General features: G+C 53.2%; 19 protein-coding genes. All 19 read right to left on the bottom strand.

Annotated features, from left to right (window positions below; all coding sequences use genetic code 11):
- Window positions 1–51 precede the first annotated feature (51 nt).
- The 19 genes from AC6I8N_RS00095 to mnmG all read right to left on the bottom strand — a co-directional run bounded on the left by AC6I8N_RS00095 (window position 52) and on the right by mnmG (window position 19,899).
- Window positions 52–1,290, bottom strand: coding sequence for an MFS transporter (locus tag AC6I8N_RS00095; protein WP_208724457.1), 1,239 nt, complete (start codon window positions 1,288–1,290; stop codon window positions 52–54).
- Window positions 1,291–1,397: 107 nt separating this feature from the next.
- The gene (gene phoU / locus AC6I8N_RS00090) at window positions 1,398–2,132 is read right to left on the bottom strand and encodes a phosphate signaling complex protein PhoU (RefSeq protein ID WP_021183639.1); all 735 of its coding nucleotides are present in this window, start codon (window positions 2,130–2,132) and stop codon (window positions 1,398–1,400) included.
- A 16-nt stretch (window positions 2,133–2,148) separates the two neighbouring features.
- Window positions 2,149–2,922: a phosphate ABC transporter ATP-binding protein PstB gene (gene pstB, locus AC6I8N_RS00085; RefSeq protein ID WP_021183638.1), complete on the bottom strand. Its 774-nt coding sequence runs from the start codon at window positions 2,920–2,922 to the stop codon at window positions 2,149–2,151.
- 44 nt (window positions 2,923–2,966) lie between these two features.
- Window positions 2,967–3,854, bottom strand: coding sequence for a phosphate ABC transporter permease PstA (gene pstA, locus AC6I8N_RS00080; protein WP_208724456.1), 888 nt, complete (start codon window positions 3,852–3,854; stop codon window positions 2,967–2,969).
- Complete coding sequence (pstC, locus tag AC6I8N_RS00075; RefSeq protein ID WP_208724455.1) at window positions 3,851–4,813, bottom strand: phosphate ABC transporter permease PstC; 963 nt, start codon at window positions 4,811–4,813, stop codon at window positions 3,851–3,853. The genes pstA and pstC overlap by 4 nt, the downstream gene beginning before the upstream one ends.
- Before the next feature lie 62 nt (window positions 4,814–4,875).
- Complete coding sequence (gene pstS, locus AC6I8N_RS00070; RefSeq protein WP_036625694.1) at window positions 4,876–5,919, bottom strand: phosphate ABC transporter substrate-binding protein PstS; 1,044 nt, start codon at window positions 5,917–5,919, stop codon at window positions 4,876–4,878.
- Window positions 5,920–6,095: 176 nt separating this feature from the next.
- A complete protein-coding gene (glmS, locus tag AC6I8N_RS00065; RefSeq protein WP_021183633.1) occupies window positions 6,096–7,925 on the bottom strand; it encodes a glutamine--fructose-6-phosphate transaminase (isomerizing) in 1,830 nt (609 codons plus the stop codon).
- Between the two features lie 144 nt (window positions 7,926–8,069).
- A complete protein-coding gene (gene glmU, locus AC6I8N_RS00060) occupies window positions 8,070–9,440 on the bottom strand; it encodes a bifunctional UDP-N-acetylglucosamine diphosphorylase/glucosamine-1-phosphate N-acetyltransferase GlmU (RefSeq protein WP_497829770.1) in 1,371 nt (456 codons plus the stop codon).
- Window positions 9,441–9,661: 221 nt separating this feature from the next.
- Entirely contained in the window at window positions 9,662–10,081 is a 420-nt protein-coding gene (locus tag AC6I8N_RS00055; RefSeq protein WP_013511103.1) for a F0F1 ATP synthase subunit epsilon, read from the bottom strand.
- 24 nt (window positions 10,082–10,105) lie between these two features.
- Window positions 10,106–11,503 (bottom strand): F0F1 ATP synthase subunit beta, encoded by a 1,398-nt coding sequence (atpD, locus tag AC6I8N_RS00050; RefSeq protein ID WP_497829769.1) that lies wholly within the window; start codon window positions 11,501–11,503, stop codon window positions 10,106–10,108.
- 30 nt (window positions 11,504–11,533) lie between these two features.
- Window positions 11,534–12,400: a F0F1 ATP synthase subunit gamma gene (gene atpG, locus AC6I8N_RS00045; RefSeq protein ID WP_021183630.1), complete on the bottom strand. Its 867-nt coding sequence runs from the start codon at window positions 12,398–12,400 to the stop codon at window positions 11,534–11,536.
- 52 nt (window positions 12,401–12,452) lie between these two features.
- Window positions 12,453–13,994: a F0F1 ATP synthase subunit alpha gene (gene atpA / locus AC6I8N_RS00040; protein ID WP_013511100.1), complete on the bottom strand. Its 1,542-nt coding sequence runs from the start codon at window positions 13,992–13,994 to the stop codon at window positions 12,453–12,455.
- Window positions 13,995–14,008: 14 nt separating this feature from the next.
- Complete coding sequence (atpH, locus tag AC6I8N_RS00035) at window positions 14,009–14,542, bottom strand: F0F1 ATP synthase subunit delta (RefSeq protein WP_013511099.1); 534 nt, start codon at window positions 14,540–14,542, stop codon at window positions 14,009–14,011.
- Between the two features lie 14 nt (window positions 14,543–14,556).
- The gene (gene atpF, locus AC6I8N_RS00030; RefSeq protein ID WP_497829768.1) at window positions 14,557–15,027 is read right to left on the bottom strand and encodes a F0F1 ATP synthase subunit B; all 471 of its coding nucleotides are present in this window, start codon (window positions 15,025–15,027) and stop codon (window positions 14,557–14,559) included.
- 106 nt (window positions 15,028–15,133) lie between these two features.
- The gene (gene atpE, locus AC6I8N_RS00025; RefSeq protein ID WP_003849523.1) at window positions 15,134–15,373 is read right to left on the bottom strand and encodes a F0F1 ATP synthase subunit C; all 240 of its coding nucleotides are present in this window, start codon (window positions 15,371–15,373) and stop codon (window positions 15,134–15,136) included.
- A gap of 50 nt (window positions 15,374–15,423) precedes the next feature.
- Window positions 15,424–16,242: a F0F1 ATP synthase subunit A gene (gene atpB / locus AC6I8N_RS00020; RefSeq protein WP_013511097.1), complete on the bottom strand. Its 819-nt coding sequence runs from the start codon at window positions 16,240–16,242 to the stop codon at window positions 15,424–15,426.
- 8 nt (window positions 16,243–16,250) lie between these two features.
- A complete protein-coding gene (gene atpI, locus AC6I8N_RS00015; protein WP_021183628.1) occupies window positions 16,251–16,631 on the bottom strand; it encodes a F0F1 ATP synthase subunit I in 381 nt (126 codons plus the stop codon).
- A 713-nt stretch (window positions 16,632–17,344) separates the two neighbouring features.
- Entirely contained in the window at window positions 17,345–17,962 is a 618-nt protein-coding gene (gene rsmG / locus AC6I8N_RS00010; protein ID WP_208724451.1) for a 16S rRNA (guanine(527)-N(7))-methyltransferase RsmG, read from the bottom strand.
- 47 nt (window positions 17,963–18,009) lie between these two features.
- Entirely contained in the window at window positions 18,010–19,899 is a 1,890-nt protein-coding gene (gene mnmG, locus AC6I8N_RS00005; protein ID WP_497829767.1) for a tRNA uridine-5-carboxymethylaminomethyl(34) synthesis enzyme MnmG, read from the bottom strand.
- Between the last annotated feature and the right edge of the window lie 297 nt (window positions 19,900–20,196).

The raw sequence follows: 20,196 nt of genomic DNA, 5'->3' as shown, positions 1-20,196 counted from the left end.
GGGTTTTCCCGCAGCACGCAAGATCTTGCGTGATAAATCGCGCCGCTACGCTCAGCCTATCGCGCCGAGTGAATCCTCATTGCCCTGCTTCTTCGGCAATAAAAACAGCGTCGCGACGATATCCAGCAGATAAATCAGCGCCAGCAGGGTAATCGCTGCCGCGAATGAAATTTTCGTTGCCAGTAAGCCAATAACCAGCGGACCAAAACCCCCTACACCACGTCCGAGGTTAAACAAAACGTTCTGCGCCGTAGCACGCGCCTGGGTTGGAAAGGTGTCGGAAATCAGCGCGCCATAACCGCCAATCATGCCATTCACAAACATCCCCATCAGCGCCCCGGTAAACAGCATCACGGTGGGATCACGTAGCTGAGCGTAAATGACCACCATCACGACCGCACCGAATTGATATAGCAGGAAAATTTTCCAACGTGCGAAGCGATCCGCCAGTACACCGAACAGCCAGATGCCAAAAGTCATGCCCACGACAGTGACGGCGGTCCACAGGCCGGATTTGGTCAGGCTGAAACCGAAGCTGGAGGAGAGATAACTCGGCATCCAGATCATCAGTCCGTAGTAACCAAAGTTCTGCACCGAGCAAAGAATGAAAATCCCCAGACTGGCTTTGCTGGTGGCGCGATCGCTAAACAACAATCGAATACGCGCCGCAAACGACAATTGCGGCGTTTTGGCCACATGTCGGGTAAAGCCTTCCGGCTCGCCCATGCTGCGCCGAATCACAAACGAAACCAACGCAGGCAGCAGGCCCACCAGGAACATTCCGCGCCAGCCAATCACGCTCAGCAGTGGCGGCGTGATAAAAGCCGCCAGCAACACCCCCAGTTGCCAGCCGATACCGACCCACGCTGAAGCACGGTTACGCTTCTCCTGCGGCCAGGCTTCAGCAATCAGCGCCATGCCGATACCGAATTCTCCCCCCAGCCCCATTCCGGCAAAGGTACGATACGCCAGCAGATCCCAATATCCCTGTGCCACCGCACACAATCCGGTGAATATTGAGAACATGAGAATGGTGACGGTGAGAATGCGGATACGGCCAAAGCGGTCGCTCAGATGACCAAAAACAATTCCGCCGACCACGGCACCAATCAGCGTCCAGGTGACCAGCGAACCGGCCTGAGAAGGATCGAGCGCCAGCGAGACGCTGATTGCCGGTAACATAAAGCCGAGGATCAGCAGATCGAAGCCATCCATCGCATAGCCACTGACGGCGGCCAACATCGCTTTTGCCGGGGTTACGCTCTGTTTCTTGTGTGGGGAGAGGGACATGCAGCAGCACCTTGCAGTAAAAAGTGCGCCAAGTATAAAGAGCGGAAAGACTTGAGACCAATCAGAAATGGAGATGGCTGCCAGTAAAACCAGCAGCCACGGGGTTATCAGGAAGGTTTGTTGCTGCCATCGTCGCCGGACAACAATTCATCCAGCTTGTCGCCGCCAACATGACGGAAATCCTGGCCCTTCACAAAATAGAAGATGATCTCACAGATGTTCTGGCAGCGGTCACCGATACGCTCAATGGCACGGGCACAGAACAGCGCAGTCAGTACGCTGGGGATGGTACGCGGGTCTTCCATCATGTAGGTCATTAATTGACGCACAATACCCTCGTACTCTTTATCCACCTTCTTGTCTTCGCGGTAGATATCGATCGCCGCGTTGAGATCCATGCGCGCAAAAGCATCCAGCACATCATGCAGCATCTGTACGGTATGGTGACCGAGTGATTCCAGGCTCACCAGCAGCGGCAGATGTTGCTGGCTAAATTTCTCCAGCGCGGTGCGGCTGATTTTTTCCGCCACGTCCCCAATACGTTCCAGTTCAGAGATGGTCTTGATGATCGCCATCACCAGACGTAAATCGCTGGCGGTAGGCTGGCGCTTGGCGATGATGCGCACGCAGGCTTCATCAATCTCCACTTCCATCATGTTGACCTTCTGGTCGCCGTCGATGACTCGCTGCGCCAGATCGCCATCCTGGTTATGCATCGCGGTAATGGCGTCGGTAAGCTGCTGCTCCACCATGCCACCCATGATCATCACCTGAGTGCGAATGTGTTCCAGCTCCGCGTTGAACTGACCGGAGATATGTTTGTTCAGATTTAAATTATCCATGTGCGTCTCCGTCAAATCAGCCGTAACGACCGGTAATGTAGTCTTCTGTCTGCTTTTGCGCTGGCTTGGTAAACAGCGTATCGGTATCGCTGAATTCAATCAGCTCACCCAGATACATAAAGGCGGTATGATCGGAACAGCGCGCCGCCTGTTGCATGTTGTGGGTCACAATCACTACGGTGTAATCCTGCTTCAGCTCGGTGATCAACTCTTCGATACGGCCCGTGGAGATGGGATCCAGCGCCGAGCATGGCTCATCCAGCAGCAACACTTCCGGGCGAATCGCAATGCCGCGAGCGATGCACAAACGCTGCTGCTGACCGCCGGAGAGACTGTAACCACTCTGATGGAGCTTGTCTTTGGTTTCATTCCACAGCGCTGCTTTCGTCAGCGCCCACTGCACGCGCTCATCCATATCAGCACGCGACAGCTTTTCAAACAGACGGACACCAAACGCGATATTGTCGTAAATCGACATCGGGAACGGCGTAGGTTTCTGGAACACCATGCCGACACGGGCGCGCAACAGGGCAATATCCTGGCTTGACGCCAGAATATTGTCCCCATCCAACAGAATCTCACCTTCTGCACGCTGCTCAGGGTAGAGCGAATACATTTTATTGAAGGTGCGCAGCAGGGTCGATTTACCACAGCCGGATGGCCCGATAAACGCGGTGACCTGGTTCTTTGCGATGTCCAGATTGATGTTTTTCAGCGCATGGAATTTCCCGTAATGGAAGTTCAGATTGCGCACCTGAATTTTGCCGGCAGAAGAAGTTGCCATACTCATTGCTCGTCTCTCATGTACCGCGCTGCCATAGCCGCGCCGGGAAATTAGTGTTTGCTCTTAGAGAAAATCACGCGTGCCAGGATGTTCAGCAGCAATACGCACAGGGTGATGATCAGCACACCCGCCCACGCCAGACTTTGCCATTCCGCAAAGGGACTCATGGCAAATTTAAAGATGGTGACTGGCAGGTTGGCGATCGGCTGCATCATGTCGGTGCTCCAGAACTGGTTCGACAGCGCAGTAAACAGCAACGGTGCGGTTTCACCGGCAATACGCGCAATCGCCAGCAGCACACCGGTGATAATGCCGGAGACTGAGGCCTTGAGGGTGATAGCTGAAATCATCTTCCATTTCGGCGTCCCCAGCGCATAAGCGGCTTCACGCATGCTATCAGGCACCAGACGCAGCATATTCTCAGTGGTACGGATCACGATGGGAATCTGCAACAACGCCAGTGCCACCACGCCTGCCCAACCGGAGAAGTGCTGCATCTGCGCCACCACGATGGTGTAAACGAACAACCCCACCACAATTGATGGTGCAGACAGCAGGATATCGTTAATAAAACGAATCACCTCTGCCAGCCAGTGCTTGCGACCATATTCGGCAAGGTAGATCCCCGCCATGATGCCCAGCGGTGTGCCAAAGAAGGTTGACCAGAAAATCAGTAAACCACTGCCTGCAAGGGCGTTCGCCAGGCCACCGCCAGCGGTATTGGGTGGCGGGGTTGATTCAGTAAACAGCGACCAGGAAAGGCCATCAATACCACGGGAAATGGTGGTAAACAGGATCCAGATCAGCCAGAACAGACCGAATGCCATCGTCAGCAGCGACAGGGTCAGCGCGATTTTATTTTTGGTACTGCGCCATGCCTGCATTTTGCGACGCGAGGCTTCCAGTTCAGCGCGGGCCTGCAATTCAATGGTTGTCATGACCGGGCTCCTTCACTTTTCGCCAAACGCAAAATCATCAGTTTGGAGATCGCCAGTACGATAAAGGTGATGACAAACAGGATCAGCCCCAGCTCCATCAATGCCGCCACATGGACACCGGATTCTGCCTCAGCAAATTCATTCGCCAGTGCCGAGGTGATGCTGTTGCCCGGCATAAACAGCGATGCGCTGTCGAGCTGGTAGGTGTTACCGATGATAAAGGTCACCGCCATCGTCTCACCCAATGCACGGCCCAGACCGAGCATCACACCGCCAATCACACCGTTTTTGGTGAAGGGCAACACGATACGCCAAATCACTTCCCAGGTGGTGCAGCCAATACCGTAGGCCGACTCTTTCATCATCACCGGGGTCTGTTCGAACACATCACGCATCACCGAAGCAATGTACGGGATGATCATGATGGCGAGGATAACGCCTGCCGCCAGGATACCGATCCCAAAAGCCGGGCCGGAGAACAGCGCACCCACAATCGGGATATTCGACATGATGTCGCCAACCGGCGTCTGAAAGTACTCGGCAAAGAGTGGCGCGAAAATAAACAGGCCCCACATGCCATAGACGATGCTGGGGATGGCCGCCAGCAGCTCGATTGCAGTGCCGAGTGGACGACGCAGCCAGCCTGGTGCCAGTTCCGTCAGGAACAGGGCGATACCGAAGCTCACCGGAACGGCGATGAGCAGCGCAATCAGCGAGGTTACGACGGTACCGTAAATCGGCACCAGCGCACCAAATTGTTCGTTAGGCGCATCCCAGGTTTTGGTCCACAGGAATGAGAAACCAAATTTCTGGATACTGGGCCAGGAGGAGAAAATCAGGGAGACGATGATGCCACCCAGCAGCAATAACACAATCAGCGCAGCCAGTTTCACCAGCGCGCCGAAGATCATGTCACCTTGTTTGCCAGGGGCTTTAAACGTCGGCTTAGTGGCAGCCATAGAAGTCTCTGTTCTCAGGGGAAGTCAGGGTGGCCAGCCTGTCGGCTGGCCAGGTCATTCACTTACTTGTACAGCGCTTTGCCGGAAGAATCTTTGATGTTGGCTTTCCAGGCATCACGAATCTGCGTGGTCACGCTTTCTGGCAGAGCTGCGTAATCCAGGCTGGTCGCCGTTTTTCCACCATTTTTGTAAGCCCAGTCGAAGAACTTCAGCACTTCGCTACCTTTCTCTGCATTTGCCTGATCTTTATAAACCAGGATGAAGGTGGTGGAAGTGATCGGCCATGCATCGTTGCCTTTCTGGAAAGTCAGGTCCTGGGCAAAAGATTCGCTCCAGTTCGCGCCTTTGGCCGCGTTAGCAAAGCTGGTTTCGCTCGGTGCCACAGCTTTGCCATCAGCATCGTGCAACTTGGTGTAAGTCAGGTTGTTCTGCTTGGCATACGCGTACTCGACGTAGCCGATTGAACCCGGCAGACGCTGGACGAATGCCGCCACGCCGTCGTTACCTTTACCGCCCAGACCGGTCGGCCAGTTTACGGTGTTGCCTTTACCAATTTTGCTGTTCCACTCTTCGTTCACTTTAGACAGGTAGCTGGTGAAGACGAAAGAGGTACCGGAACCGTCAGCGCGGCGTACCACGTTGATGTTGGTATCTGGCAGTTTCACGCCCGGGTTGAGTTTGGTGATCGCCGGATCGTTCCACTTTTTGATATTGCCCAGGTAAATGTCACCAACGGTTTTACCGTCGAGGGTCAGCTGACCAGACTTCACGCCAGGGATGTTAACTGCCAGAACCACACCACCGATCACGGTCGGGAACTGGAACAGGCCATTTTTTTGCAGATCTTCATCTTTCATCGGCGCATCTGACGCACCGAAATCGACGGTTTTGGCGATGATTTGCTTCACGCCGCCCGAAGAACCAATACCCTGATAGTTAACTTTGCTACCGGTGGCTTGCTGGTATTCTGCTGCCCACTTGGCATAAACCGGTGCCGGGAACGTCCCGCCTGCGCCAGTCAGATCGGTTGCTGCAAAAGCAGAGACCGCGCTTACTGCGAAGGTGGCGGCGAGGATTCGGGCTACGGTGCTACGCATCAGTGTCATGTTCCCTCCAGGGGAGTTAAAAAAATCAGGCTCTATGCCATTTTAGTAAGAGTCATTGATTGCTGCTGGAGGGAAAATAGGACAGTTTGATGACAGTCAAATGTACGAAATATGACAGTTTTATGACACCGTTTAAAAATGAAGCGGGACCCTTGCAGTCCCGCTTTTCTTACTGATTATTCAACAGTCACTGATTTCGCCAGGTTACGCGGTTGATCGACATCGGTGCCTTTAATCAACGCGACATGGTAGGAAAGAAGTTGCAGCGGCACGGTGTAGAAGATTGGCGCAATCACCTCTTCCACATGCGGCAGAGAGATAATCTTCATGCCATCGCTGTCGCTAAAACCTGCATCCTGATCGGCAAATACATACAGCAGACCGCCGCGTGCACGCACCTCTTCGATGTTGGACTTCAGCTTCTCCAGCAGTTCGTTATTCGGTGCTACCACGATTACTGGCATATCGGCGTCAATCAGCGCCAGCGGGCCATGTTTCAACTCCCCGGCCGCGTAGGCTTCCGCGTGGATATAGGAGATCTCTTTCAGCTTCAGCGCGCCTTCCATGGCGATCGGATACTGATCGCCACGGCCAAGGAACAACGCATGATGCTTGTCAGAGAAACCTTCTGCCAGGTTTTCGATCACCTTATCCTGCGCCAGCATCTGCTCAATACGGCTCGGCAGCGCCTGTAACCCATGGACAATCTCGTGTTCGGTATCAGCAGACATGCCATGCAGGCGGCCCAGTTTCGCTACCAGCATCAACAACACGGTGAGCTGCGTGGTAAAGGCTTTGGTGGAGGCTACCCCGATCTCGGTACCCGCTTTGGTCATCAGTGACAAATCGGATTCACGTACCAGCGACGACCCCGCCACGTTACAGATGGCCAGCGAACCCAGATAGCCCAGCTCTTTCGACAGACGCAGCGCGGCCAGCGTATCGGCAGTTTCACCGGACTGTGACAGGGTGATCAGCAGGCTGTTTTTACGCACCGCCGATTTGCGATAGCGGAATTCAGAGGCAATTTCGACATCGCAGGGAATGTTTGCCAGTGATTCGAACCAGTAACGCGAAACCATACCGGAGTTGTATGAGGTGCCGCAGGCGATAATCTGGATATGCTCAACTTTGCTCAACAGAGCTTCCGCTTGTGGGCCAAGCTCGCTGAGATCGACTTCACCGTGGCTGAAACGACCGGTTAAGGTGTTTTTGATCGCCATCGGCTGTTCATAAATCTCTTTCTGCATGTAGTGACGGTAAATCCCTTTGTCGCCGGCATCATACTGGACGTTAGATTCGATCTCGGCGCGAGTCACTGGCGTGCCATTGCGATCGACAATAGTCACTTCGCGGCGGGTAATCTCAGCGATATCGCCCTCTTCCAGATAGATGAAGCGGCGTGTCACCGGCAGCAGTGCCAGCTGATCGGAAGCGATAAAGTTTTCGCCGACGCCACGGCCTACCACCAGCGGGCTACCGGAACGCGCGGCCACCAGCACGGAGGGATCGCGGCTGTCCATAATCACCATGCCATAGGCGCCGCGCAGTTGCGGAATCACCCGCAGCACCACTTCACGCAGCGAACCGCCTTGTTTCTGTTCCCAGTGCACCAGATGTGCCACCACTTCGGTGTCAGTTTCTGACGCGAATGAGTAACCGCGCTCAATCAGCTGCGCACGCAACGGTTCATGGTTCTCAATGATGCCGTTATGCACAATGATGATGTGCTCAGAGATATGCGGATGCGCATTGGCTTCTGAGGGTTCACCGTGGGTAGCCCAACGGGTATGAGCAATACCGGTGCCGCCAATCAACGGCTGCTGTTCTGCCGCTTCTGCCAACTTTTGCACTTTGCCCAGGCGACGCAGACGCGTCACATGGCCTTGACGATCAACGACGGCCAAACCCGCCGAATCGTAACCGCGATACTCAAGACGACGCAGACCTTCCAGCAGAATTTCTGCAATGTCGCGCTGTGCTACTGCACCAACAATTCCACACATAATAGTTTCCTGACTTCATGGCTTTCGGCCATTGCGTTGTCATCTGACCTGATATCCGGCATCGCCGGTTCCCCGAGCCTTGTAGAGAGTGGGGATGTAGTTATATTTACTGCTAACAGGCCGATCTTTGTCGGCCATTAAAAATTACTTTTTCTTTTCCGGGCGCTTCCAGCCCGCTTTCTGGTTCTGTTCTTTGCGGTTGTAAACCAGAACAGCGGCGGGTACGTCTTTCATCACCGTGGTGCCCGCCGCAATTGTCGCGCCACTGGCGACAGTCACCGGAGCCACCAGCTGGGTATCGGAACCCACAAACACGTTGTCGCCAATGATGGTTTTAGATTTATTCGCGCCATCGTAATTACAGGTGATGGTGCCAGCGCCGATATTCACATCGTCGCCAATCTCCGCGTCGCCAAGATAGGAGAGGTGACCGGCTTTGGAACCTTTTCCAAGGGTGGCTTTCTTCATTTCAACGAAGTTGCCAACGTGAGCCTTCTCTCCCAGTTCGCTTCCGGGGCGCAAACGAGCAAACGGACCAACGGTACAAGCCGCGGCCAGATTGGCATCCTCGATCACCGAATACGCGCTGATTTCACAATCATCAGCAATCACGCTGTTTTTGATGATACAACCCGCCGCAATTTTCACCCGATCGCCCAGGGTGACCTCGCCTTCGATAATCACATTGGTATCGATTTCAACATCGCGTCCGTGTTTCAACGTGCCACGCAGATCGAAACGTGCCGGGTCACGCAGCATCACACCTGCCAACAACAGTTTCTCGGCCTGTTCAGCCTGGTAAGCACGTTCCAACGCGGCCAGTTGCAGGCGATTATTTACACCGTCGGTTTCGCTGATGCGCGCCGGATGGACAGCCTGCACCAGACGCCCTTCCTGATGTGCCATCGCAATAATGTCGGTGATATAGAACTCGCCTTGCGCGTTGTTGTTATTCAACTGTGACAGCCAGCGTTTGAGATCACCACCGTTAGCAATCAGGATGCCGGTGTTAATCTCCTGAATCTTCAGTTGTTCGGGCGAAGCATCTTTTTGTTCCACGATCCCGGTAATGGTGTCGTTTTCACGCACGATACGGCCATAGCCGGTGGGATTGTCGAGCACCACGGTGAGCAGACCTATGCCACCCGCAGGTTTAGCGCTACGCAGGCGCTGCAACGTTTCCAGGGAGATCAACGGAACGTCGCCGTACAGCATCACAATGTCTTCGTCATCTGCGAACCAGGGGGCTGCCTGCTGCATCGCATGCCCGGTGCCAAGCTGTTGCGCCTGTAACACCCAATTCAGGGTGTTACCAGAAAGCTGAGCTTTAAGTTGATCGCCGCCGTGGCCGTAAACCAGATGGATTTGCTGTGCGCCCAACCCGGTTGCAGCATCAATCACATGCTGGACCATGGGTTTTCCTGCCAGGGTATGCAGAACTTTGGGGAGATCGGAATACATACGGGTGCCCTTGCCAGCGGCAAGAATCACCACACTCATCGCACTTGTAGACATAACTATCCTGACTCTGTTTTAGCTTTCGAAAGTTTAAGGTTTACCTCTGAGATTACTACATTTTTCTCGGATCGAAATTAGAGGATGACGAAAGGCAGTGCGCAATAAATTGCGCCGCTACGGTATGTGCAAAATATCGCGTTGTTTTTATTTTTTCCGGAACCGCAGGCAAAAAAAATGCCAGCCCAATGGGCTGGCACTTCGTGACGCATAAAGCCTGATTACATCGCTTTTTTGGTCAGCTCGATAACACGCAGCTTCGCGATAGCTTTCGCCAGTTCGGCAGAGGCCTGAGCATAGTCCACGTCGCCGTGGCTGCTGCTCATGTGTTCTTCTGCTTTACGTTTCGCTTCCAGCGCGCGCGCTTCGTCGAGGTCTTCACCACGAATCGCGGTGTCGGCCAGAACGGTGGTGCTGCCCGGCTGAACTTCCAGCACGCCGCCAGAGAGGTAGATATACTCCTCTTCGCCATGCTGTTTAACGATGCGAATCATACCAGGCTTGATGGCAGTCAGGAGCGGGGCGTGGCCAGGGTAAATCCCCAGCTCACCTTCGCTACCTGACACCTGGATTTTCTGCACCAGACCGGAGAACATTTGTTGCTCCGCGCTGACAACATCCAGGTGATAAGTCATAGCCATATCATTCCTCCCGGGAAACCGTTATTACAGTTTCTTCGCTTTTTCCACGGCTTCGTCGATCGCGCCAACCATGTAGAAAGCCTGCTCTGGCAGATGGTCGAATTCGCCTTCCATGATGCCTTTGAAGCCACGGATGGTGTCTTTCAGCGTTACGTACTTACCTGGAGAACCGGTGAAGACTTCAGCAACGAAGAACGGCTGAGACAGGAAGCGCTGAATCTTACGTGCGCGTGCCACCAGCAGTTTGTCGTCTTCAGACAGCTCGTCCATACCGAGGATGGCGATGATGTCTTTCAGTTCCTGGTAACGCTGCAGCAGAGACTGCACGCCACGCGCAACATCGTAGTGCTCCTGACCAACGATCAGCGGATCCAGCTGACGGCTGGTAGAATCCAGCGGGTCAACGGCCGGGTAGATACCCAGGGATGCGATCTGACGGCTCAGCGTTACGGTTGAGTCTAAGTGGGCGAAGGTGGTCGCCGGAGACGGGTCAGTCAAGTCATCCGCAGGGACGTAAACGGCCTGTACGGAGGTGATTGAACCCGTCTTAGTGGAGGTAATACGCTCCTGTAACACACCCATCTCTTCAGCCAGCGTCGGCTGATAACCTACCGCTGAAGGCATACGACCCAGCAGTGCAGATACTTCTGTACCGGCCAGGGTGTAACGATAGATGTTGTCGATGAACAGCAGAACGTCACGGCCTTCATCACGGAATTTCTCCGCCATAGTCAGACCGGTCAGTGCTACGCGCAGACGGTTACCCGGCGGCTCGTTCATCTGGCCATACACCAGCGCTACTTTGTCGATAACGTTGGAGTCAGTCATTTCGTGGTAGAAGTCGTTACCCTCACGAGTACGCTCACCCACACCAGCAAATACCGAGTAACCTGAGTGCTCAGCCGCGATGTTACGGATCAGCTCCATCATGTTTACGGTTTTACCAACACCGGCACCACCGAACAGACCGACTTTACCGCCCTTAGCGAACGGACACATCAGGTCGATAACCTTGATGCCGGTTTCCAGCAGTTCCTGCGAGTTAGACTGATCTTCATAAGAAGGCGCGGCACGGTGAATAGAGGAAACCTCTACTACGCTGCCGTCTTCTTCAACCAGGTCGCCTTTCATGTCGATCGGCTCACCCAGCACGTTCATGATACGGCCGAGGGTTGCTTTACCAACCGGAACCTGGATCGGTTTTTTCAGGTCGGCTACTTCCAGACCGCGCTTCAGGCCGTCAGAAGAACCCATGGCGATGGTACGAACCACGCCACCACCCAGCTGCTGCTGAACTTCCAGCACCAGACGAGCATCACCATTCTTAACCTCAAGAGCGCTGTACACTTGCGGTACGGCATCCTGAGGGAATTCGACGTCAACTACGGCGCCGATAATCTGGACAATCTTTCCAGCTGCCATCTTGAATCCTCTACCTAATTCCAAACCTGGTTAAACCGCGGAGGCTCCCGAGACGATCTCGGTAAGTTCCTGGGTGATGCTGGCCTGACGAGCTTTGTTGTAAACCAACTGCAGCTCTTTGATCAGATTTCCGCCGTTATCGGTTGCGGCTTTCATCGCCACCATACGTGCGGCCTGCTCACTGGCCAGGTTTTCCACCACACCCTGATAAACCTGCGATTCGACATAACGACGCAGCAGAGTATCCAGCAGCGCCTTCGGATCGGGTTCGTACAGGTAATCCCAGGTCTTCGCCTTCATCTCTTCTTCACCTTCCGCTGGCGGTAACGGCAGCAGTTGGGTAATGGTCGGAGTCTGAGACATGGTGTTATTAAATTTGTTGCTGACGATATACAGCTTGTCGATACGGCCTTCATCATAAGCCTGCAACATCACTTTTACCGGGCCGATCAGTTCAGACAGTGAAGGTTTATCACCCATGCCTGTGACCTGCGCCACGATGTTGCCACCAACAGAACCGAAGAAACCAAGCCCTTTTGAGCCGATAATCGCCAGATCGCTCTGTACGCCTTTATCAGTCCAGGCTTTCATTTCTGCCAGCACTTTTTTGAACAGGTTAATGTTCAAACCACCACAAAGCCCGCGGTCAGTCGAAACGACCAGGTAGCCGACGCGCTTAACGTCGCGCTCATCCAGGTAAGGGTGCTTGTATTCCAGATTGCCTAACGCAAGGTGACCAATCACTTTGCGCATGGTATCTGCATACGGACGGCTGGCCGCCATGCGTTCCTGCGTTTTACGCATCTTGGAGGCGGCGACCATTTCCATCGCTTTGGTGATCTTCTGCGTGTTTTTCACGCTTCCGATCTTGGTACGTATCTCTTTTGCGCCGGCCATTAGCTTCTCCTCAAAGCCTTGCGGCCTGCCTTTTCAGACAAGCCGCCAGACATTACCAGGACTGGGTTGCTTTAAACGTTTCGAGGAGGCCTTTCAGCTTCTCTTCGATTTCGTTGTTGTAGTTACCCGCCTGATTGATTTCAGCCATCAGCTCAGCGTGGTCGCGGTCAGCAAACGCCAGCAGCGCTGCTTCGAAGCTACCAATTTTTGCCAGCTCAACGTCGTTCAGGAAGCCGCGCTCTGCAGCAAACAGCACCAGACCCTGCTGCGCAACGGACATCGGCGCATACTGTTTCTGTTTCAGCAGCTCGGTCACTTTCTGACCGTGGCTCAGCTGTTTACGAGTCGCATCATCCAGATCGGAAGCGAACTGAGAGAACGCAGCCAGTTCACGATACTGTGCCAGTGCGGTACGGATACCACCAGACAGTTTCTTGATGATCTTGGTCTGAGCAGCGCCACCAACACGGGATACCGAGATACCCGGGTTAACTGCCGGACGAATACCGGAGTTGAACAGGTTAGATTCCAGGAAGATCTGACCATCGGTGATTGAAATCACGTTGGTCGGAACGAACGCAGAAACGTCACCCGCCTGAGTTTCGATAATCGGCAGTGCAGTCAGTGAGCCGGTCTTACCTTTCACTTCACCATTGGTGAAACGCTCAACGTAATCAGCGGTTACGCGTGATGCACGCTCCAGCAGACGAGAGTGGAGGTAGAACACGTCGCCAGGGAATGCTTCACGACCCGGCGGACGACGCAGCAGCAGAGAAATCTGGCGGTAAGCAACGGCCTGCTTGGACAGGTCATCGTACACGATCAGCGCATCTTCACCGCGGTCACGGAAGTATTCGCCCATTGCGCAACCCGCATACGGTGCCAGGTATTGCAGAGCAGCAGATTCAGAAGCAGAAGCGACAACGACGATGGTGTTAGCCAGTGCGCCATGCTCTTCCAGCTTACGTACCACGTTAGAGATGGTAGAGGCTTTCTGACCAATCGCAACGTACACGCATTTGATGCCTGAATCGCGCTGGTTGATGATGGCATCGATCGCCATCGCGGTTTTACCGGTCTGACGGTCACCGATGATCAGCTCACGCTGGCCACGGCCGATTGGAATCATCGCATCGACAGATTTGTAACCAGTCTGAACCGGCTCATCAACGGACTGACGGTCGATAACGCCCGGTGCAATCACTTCAACCGGCGAGAAGCCGTCGTTGTCGATTGCGCCTTTACCGTCGATCGGAGCACCCAGGGTGTTCACTACGCGGCCCAGCAGGCCACGACCAACCGGCACTTCCAGAATACGGCCAGTACACTTAACCTTCATGCCTTCGGCGAGGTCAGCGTACGGACCCATCACCACCGCACCTACAGAGTCACGCTCGAGGTTCAGGGCAATAGCGTAACGGTTACCCGGCAGGGCAATCATTTCACCCTGCATGACATCGGCCAGGCCGTGTACGCGGATGATACCGTCACTTACAGAAACAATAGTACCTTCATTGTGAGCTTCGCTCACGACATTGAACTGAGCAATGCGCTGCTTGATCAGTTCGCTGATTTCGGTGGAATTCAGTTGCATATGCTCCAGTCCCCTTAAGACTGCAAGACGTCTGCCAGACGCTCAAGACGGCCGCGCACGCTGCCATCAATCACCAGATCACCCGCACGGATGACCACGCCTGCCATTACAGACTTATCAATTTTGCAATTCAGCTTAACTTTGCGTGACAGACGTTTTTCCATCGCGGCGCTGATTTTGGTCAGCTGGCTGTCACTCAGCGTACTGGCAGAAATCACATCAACTTCGGCTGTCGCTTCGTGAGCGTCACGCAGTTGAATGAACTGTTCCAGTACAGCCGGAAGCGCTGTCAAACGTCCGTTTTCCGCCATCACCTTAATCAGGTTCTGGGCGTATTCATCCAGTTGATCACCACAGACTGCGATGAAAGAAGCAGATAATGCTTCTGGTGCTAAGGCACCAGCAAGGAGATCTGCCATCTGTTCGTTGCCAGCCACTTCTGCGGCAAACGCCAGCATATTTTGCCAGCGTTCAATACTTTGATGCTCAACAGCAAAGTCAAAAGCTGCTTTGGCGTAGGGGCGAGCTACAGTAATCAGTTCAGACATCAGCCCCTCCCTCCTTACAGTTCAGCGACCAGTTTATCAACGATGTCGCTGTTAGCAGCTTCATCCACGGAACGTTCGATGATCTTCTCGGCGCCAGCTAATGCCAGCAACGCGACTTGCTTACGCAGCTCTTCACGGGCACGCGAACGCTCGGCTTCGATTTCTGCCTGCGCCTGCGCCACGATGCGGTTACGTTCAGTTTCGGCTTCAGTTTTCGCTTCGTCCAGAATCTGTGCACGGCGTTTGTTCGCCTGCTCGATAATGACCTGGGCTTCATCTTTGGCTTTTTTCAGCTGGTCGGTCGCATTGGCCTGCGCGAGATCCAAATCTTTCTTCGCGCGTTCAGCAGAAGCAAGGCCGTCAGCAATTTCTTTCTGACGCTTTTCGATGGCAGCCATAATCGGCGGCCATACGTACTTCATGCAAAACGCGACAAACAGGATGAACGCGATGGCCTGGCCGAGGATTGTTGCATTAATGTTCACAGCACAATGCCTCTTATTAAGTTAACTTGCTCTGCCGTTATCAATGATAAGCGGCAGAATCCGTTTCTCACCACACCGGGTGCCGTGAGAAACAAGGCTACAGGCTTTAGGCGACAGCAAACATCACGTAGAGACCCAGACCAACAGCGATCATCGGGATAGCATCCACCAGACCCATTACAACAAAGAACTGCGTGCGCAGCAGAGGAATCAGATCCGGCTGACGCGCTGCGCCTTCCAGGAATTTACCTCCGAGGATGCCGATACCGATCGCAGCACCGATTGCCGCCAGGCCCATCATCACAGCGGCAGCCATGTACAGCAGATCCATATTCAGGTTTTCCATGACAGTCTCCAGTTTGTTTCAGTTAAAAGCTAAGTAGTTGAGATAAAAAATCAATGTTCTTCAGATGCCATCGACAGATAGACGATCGTGAGGACCATGAAAATGAAAGCCTGCAGCGAAATAATCAGGATGTGGAAAATGGCCCACGGCACATTTAACACCCACTGCGACCACCACGGCAGCAGACCGGCAATCAGGATAAAGATCAGCTCACCCGCATACATGTTACCGAACAGTCGCAGACCGAGTGAAACCGGTTTGGACAGCAGGCTAACACCTTCAAGAATCAGGTTGATGGGGATGAAGATCGGGTGATTAAAAGGCTGCAGCGTCAGCTCTTTGGCGAAGCCACCTACACCTTTCATTTTGATGCTGTAGAACAGAATCAAAATAAATACGCCCAACGCCATAGACAGCGTGATGTTCACGTCTGCAGACGGCACGACACGCAGCGCCGGCAGGCCTAAATAGTGCTCGCCGATAAACGGCAGCAGGTCGATAGGCAACAGATCCATGAAGTTCATCAGGAAGACCCAGACGAAAATCGTCAGAGCCAGCGGGGCGATAAGTTTGCTTTTACCGTGGTACATGTCGCGCACGTTGTTATCAACGAAACCGACAACCAGTTCGATAGCCGCTTGTAATTTCCCTGGCACACCGCTGGTGGCGCTTTTTGCCACTTTACGGAACAACACCAGGAAGATAAGTCCCAGCACCAGAGAGAAAAACATGGAATCGATATTTAATACCCAGAACGTCGCGGGAGCGTCGTGCGGATTCACTAACTCGAAAGTACGCAGGTCCAGCTGAAGGTTATTCAGGTGGTGACCTATGTATTCTTGCGGAGTAGAGATTTCTCCTGCAGCCATGATGCCTCTTACCCTTTGTTGTTAATTACAGCCGGTGCGACGATCTGCACCACCAGCACCGATAACCAGGTGATTGCGAGAGGCCAGAAGACCGCTCCAAACACACCCAACGCCACAATGAGAAAAATAATGGTGGCGAACACCTTTAACACTTCACCGAAGGCGAAGCTCCAGGCTACGCGCCCTTTGGCCGGTGTTTGCCCCTGCAGGCGCCAGGCTAAAAACATAAACAACACATTCGGCAGCCAGGCTGCCACTCCACCGGCGATGGCGGAGGCACCCCAGATGACATCTTTCAGGGTAAACAACGCACCGATTACGACAAAAGTCACCAGCTGAATAAGCAGCACGGTTCGGGCCAATTTCACACTGTAAAGAGACACTGACATGGTGCTGAACTCTCCTGCCCCAAACGGGGTATGTCGCGTGTCGTATAAGACTGCCTTTACTCATTTGAGTCAAGCAGCAAAAGCCGTGCAAATTATACGGGCCGCACCTGCGATTTCAATCGCTAAGTAGCGAAAAGGTGAACAATTATTTAAATTTCTTTCCGGAGGGCTATTTCTCAAAAGATTCACATCCAGGATAGAGGGATTCAGCCGGTGAAATTGCGCCTGCTGCTTGCTTTTAAAGCGTGCTTCAGATCACATTATAAGCATGTGGGCAAGATGTGATTTTGTTTTGAACAAAGAAATATCGATTTCAAAGCAGGTGCAACTTCATATTTTTCAGAAAGATAAAATTATATTCATGCCACATCGACTGGATTAACGATAAAAACACTCTATTGACATCTCCCGGCGCAATAAAAACGTAAAACTGATATTACGTACGCCGATTTATTGCAGAGTTATATTTTCCGGCGTGACTATTGTTTTCCGTAAATACACCCAGAGAAGTGATCTAACTGATAATAAAATGTGAATTAAACGTTAAATGTAACAGAGCTTTTCGGATAATTTCTAATGGGAATGTTAACTCGCTTCCCCTGCCCTGCTGAATAAATCTCTTTATCGTCCAGCGTTCGATTGCTGTTTTTTTATCCACCCGGTGGAGTAACTCAAATGGTATGGATTGGTATTAATCCATACCATTTTAGGGGCTATTGCCGGGCAATGACCACCAAATGACGCTCACCGTCCAGTTCCGGTACCTGCAACGGATAAATCTGCTGCACCACAAAACCCGCCGGTAAGGTTGTAATTTCATCATCCGGGCGGACGCCTTTCAGGGCGTAGAAGTGACCTTGTGCCGAAGGCAGATGATGACACCAGTTCACCATATCCTCAAGTGAAGCAAAAGCACGGCTGATCACACCATCAAAAGGCGGCTCAGCCGGAAACTCTTCCACACGGCTCTGCACCGGGGTAACGTTAGTAAGTCCTAACTCATGTTGAACCTGGCGCAGGAAACGTACGCGCTTACCCAGACTATCGAGCAAGGTAAAATGCGCTTGTGGACGCACAATCGCCAGCGGAATACCCGGTAATCCAGGTCCGGTTCCCACATCAATAAAGCGCTCCCCCTGTAAATGCGGCTCAACCACAATACTGTCGAGAATATGGCGTACCAGCATTTGCTGTGGATCGCGCACCGATGTCAGGTTGTAGGCCTTATTCCATTTATGCAGCAACTCAACATAACCAACCAGTTGTTGTTTTTGTTGATCGGAGAGGGAAATGTTTGCCGCTTTCAGCAGCGCGGAGAGTTTGTTAATCACGACGAGAATTCCATTAACGGGGGCGAGCCGGCCCGCCCCGTGGTAAATCATGCGCTTTTACGCAGCAGACCCTGTTTTTTCAGGTAAATCAGCAAAATGGAGATCGCAGCGGGCGTAATGCCTGAAATGCGAGATGCCTGGCCGATCGAACTGGGTTTGTGGTCGTTGAGTTTTGCGATCACTTCATTCGACAAACCATTCACCTGACGGTAATCAAGATCGGTGGGCAGTAACGTGTTTTCATTGCGCTGCTGGCGATCAATTTCTTCCTGCTGGCGGGCAATGTAACCTTCATATTTCACCTGGATCTCAACCTGCTCAGCGGCCTGTTCATCCGCCAGCGCCGGGCCATAGCTGTTAAGTGACGTCAGCAATGCGTAAGTCATTTCCGGGCGACGCAGTAAATCTTCACCGCTGGCTTCTTTCGTTAGCGGTGCGCTGAGAATACTGTTCACTTCCGCCACGTTTTCTGATTTCGGATGCACCCACTGATCGCGCAGACGCTGGCGTTCCAGCTCAATCGCTTCCAGTTTCTGGTTGTAACGCGCCCAACGCGCATCATCCACCAGACCCATTTCGCGACCGGCTTCGGTCAGACGCAGATCGGCGTTGTCTTCACGCAGCATCAGACGATATTCAGCACGGGAGGTAAACATACGGTAGGGTTCTTTCGTCCCCAGCGTACACAGATCGTCAACCAACACCCCCATATAAGCCTGATCACGACGCGGTGCCCAACCATCTTTGTCCGCAGACTGACGGGCGGCGTTCAGACCAGCCAATAACCCCTGGGCTGCCGCTTCTTCATAACCGGTGGTGCCGTTGATCTGGCCGGCAAAGAACAGACCCTGGATATATTTACTTTCCAGCGTCGGTTTCAAATCGCGTGGGTCGAAGAAATCATACTCGATGGCATAACCCGGACGGACAATCTTCGCGTTTTCCAGACCTTTCATTGAACGGACGATTTGCATCTGCACATCAAATGGCAGACTGGTCGAGATACCGTTCGGGTAAATTTCGTTGCTGGTTAGTCCTTCCGGCTCCAGGAAGATCTGATGTGCGTTACGATCGGCAAAGCGCATGACTTTGTCTTCGATCGACGGGCAATAACGCGGGCCGATCCCTTCGATCACCCCGGCATACATCGGGCTGCGATCGAGGTTGTTGCGGATCACATCATGCGTTTGTTCGTTGGTATAGGTGATCCAGCACGGTACCTGCTGCGGATGCTGCGACACATTGCCCATGAACGAAAACACCGGCATCGGGTTGTCACCATGCTGCGGAGCCAGCTGGCTAAAGTCGATGGTGCGAGCATCAATGCGCGGCGGGGTACCGGTTTTCAAACGGCCTACGCGCAGAGGCAGGGCTCGCAGACGTTTTGACAGCGGGATAGATGGCGGATCACCCGCACGGCCACCGCTGTAGTTGTCCATACCGATATGAATTTTGCCGTCAAGGAAGGTCCCAACGGTCAGCACCACGGTTTTGGCACGAAACTTCAGACCCATTTGGGTCACAGCACCGACCACGCGATCGTTTTCCACAATCAGATCATCAACCGCCTGCTGAAAGATCATCAGGTTAGGCTGATTCTCCAGCGCGGTACGGACTGCCTGACGATAAAGCACACGGTCTGCCTGAGCACGGGTCGCGCGAACCGCCGGGCCTTTGCTGGCGTTTAGTATCCTAAACTGGATGCCTGCTTTGTCGATTGCCGTTGCCATCAAACCGCCGAGGGCATCCACTTCCTTCACCAGGTGTCCTTTGCCGATGCCACCGATCGCCGGGTTACAGGACATTTGTCCAAGCTTATCAATGTCATGGGTGAGTAACAGGGTTTGCTGACCCATTCGGGCAGCGGCCATTGCGGCTTCTGTGCCCGCATGACCACCACCAATTACGATGACGTCAAAAGGATCTGGATAAAACATGAAGTGGTACCTCGTTAATATTCGGACAGGGATCATTGCCCTGGGCGGTGGATTCTACTGAAATTCTGTCTGCGGTGAAAGCCGTGGGATCCTGGGGTTTAAAAGAAAGGATCTTTATTCTTTGAATGATCTTCCTGTTAGATCTCTTATTAGGATCGCCGCTCTCTGTTGATAACCCGGAAAAACAGTTATTCAACAGCAGGTTGCTCAGGATCGTTTGCTGTGAATGATCGGTGATCCAGATCCGTATAAGCTGAGATCAAAAGCGGGACTTACCCACAGCTCAGAAAAGCATCA

It is taken from the genome of Pantoea sp. X-Soil-TKNS-1279 (assembly GCF_059730565.1).
The sequence above is the reverse complement of the archived record's forward strand: the minus strand, read 5'-3'. Positions and strand labels throughout refer to the sequence as shown.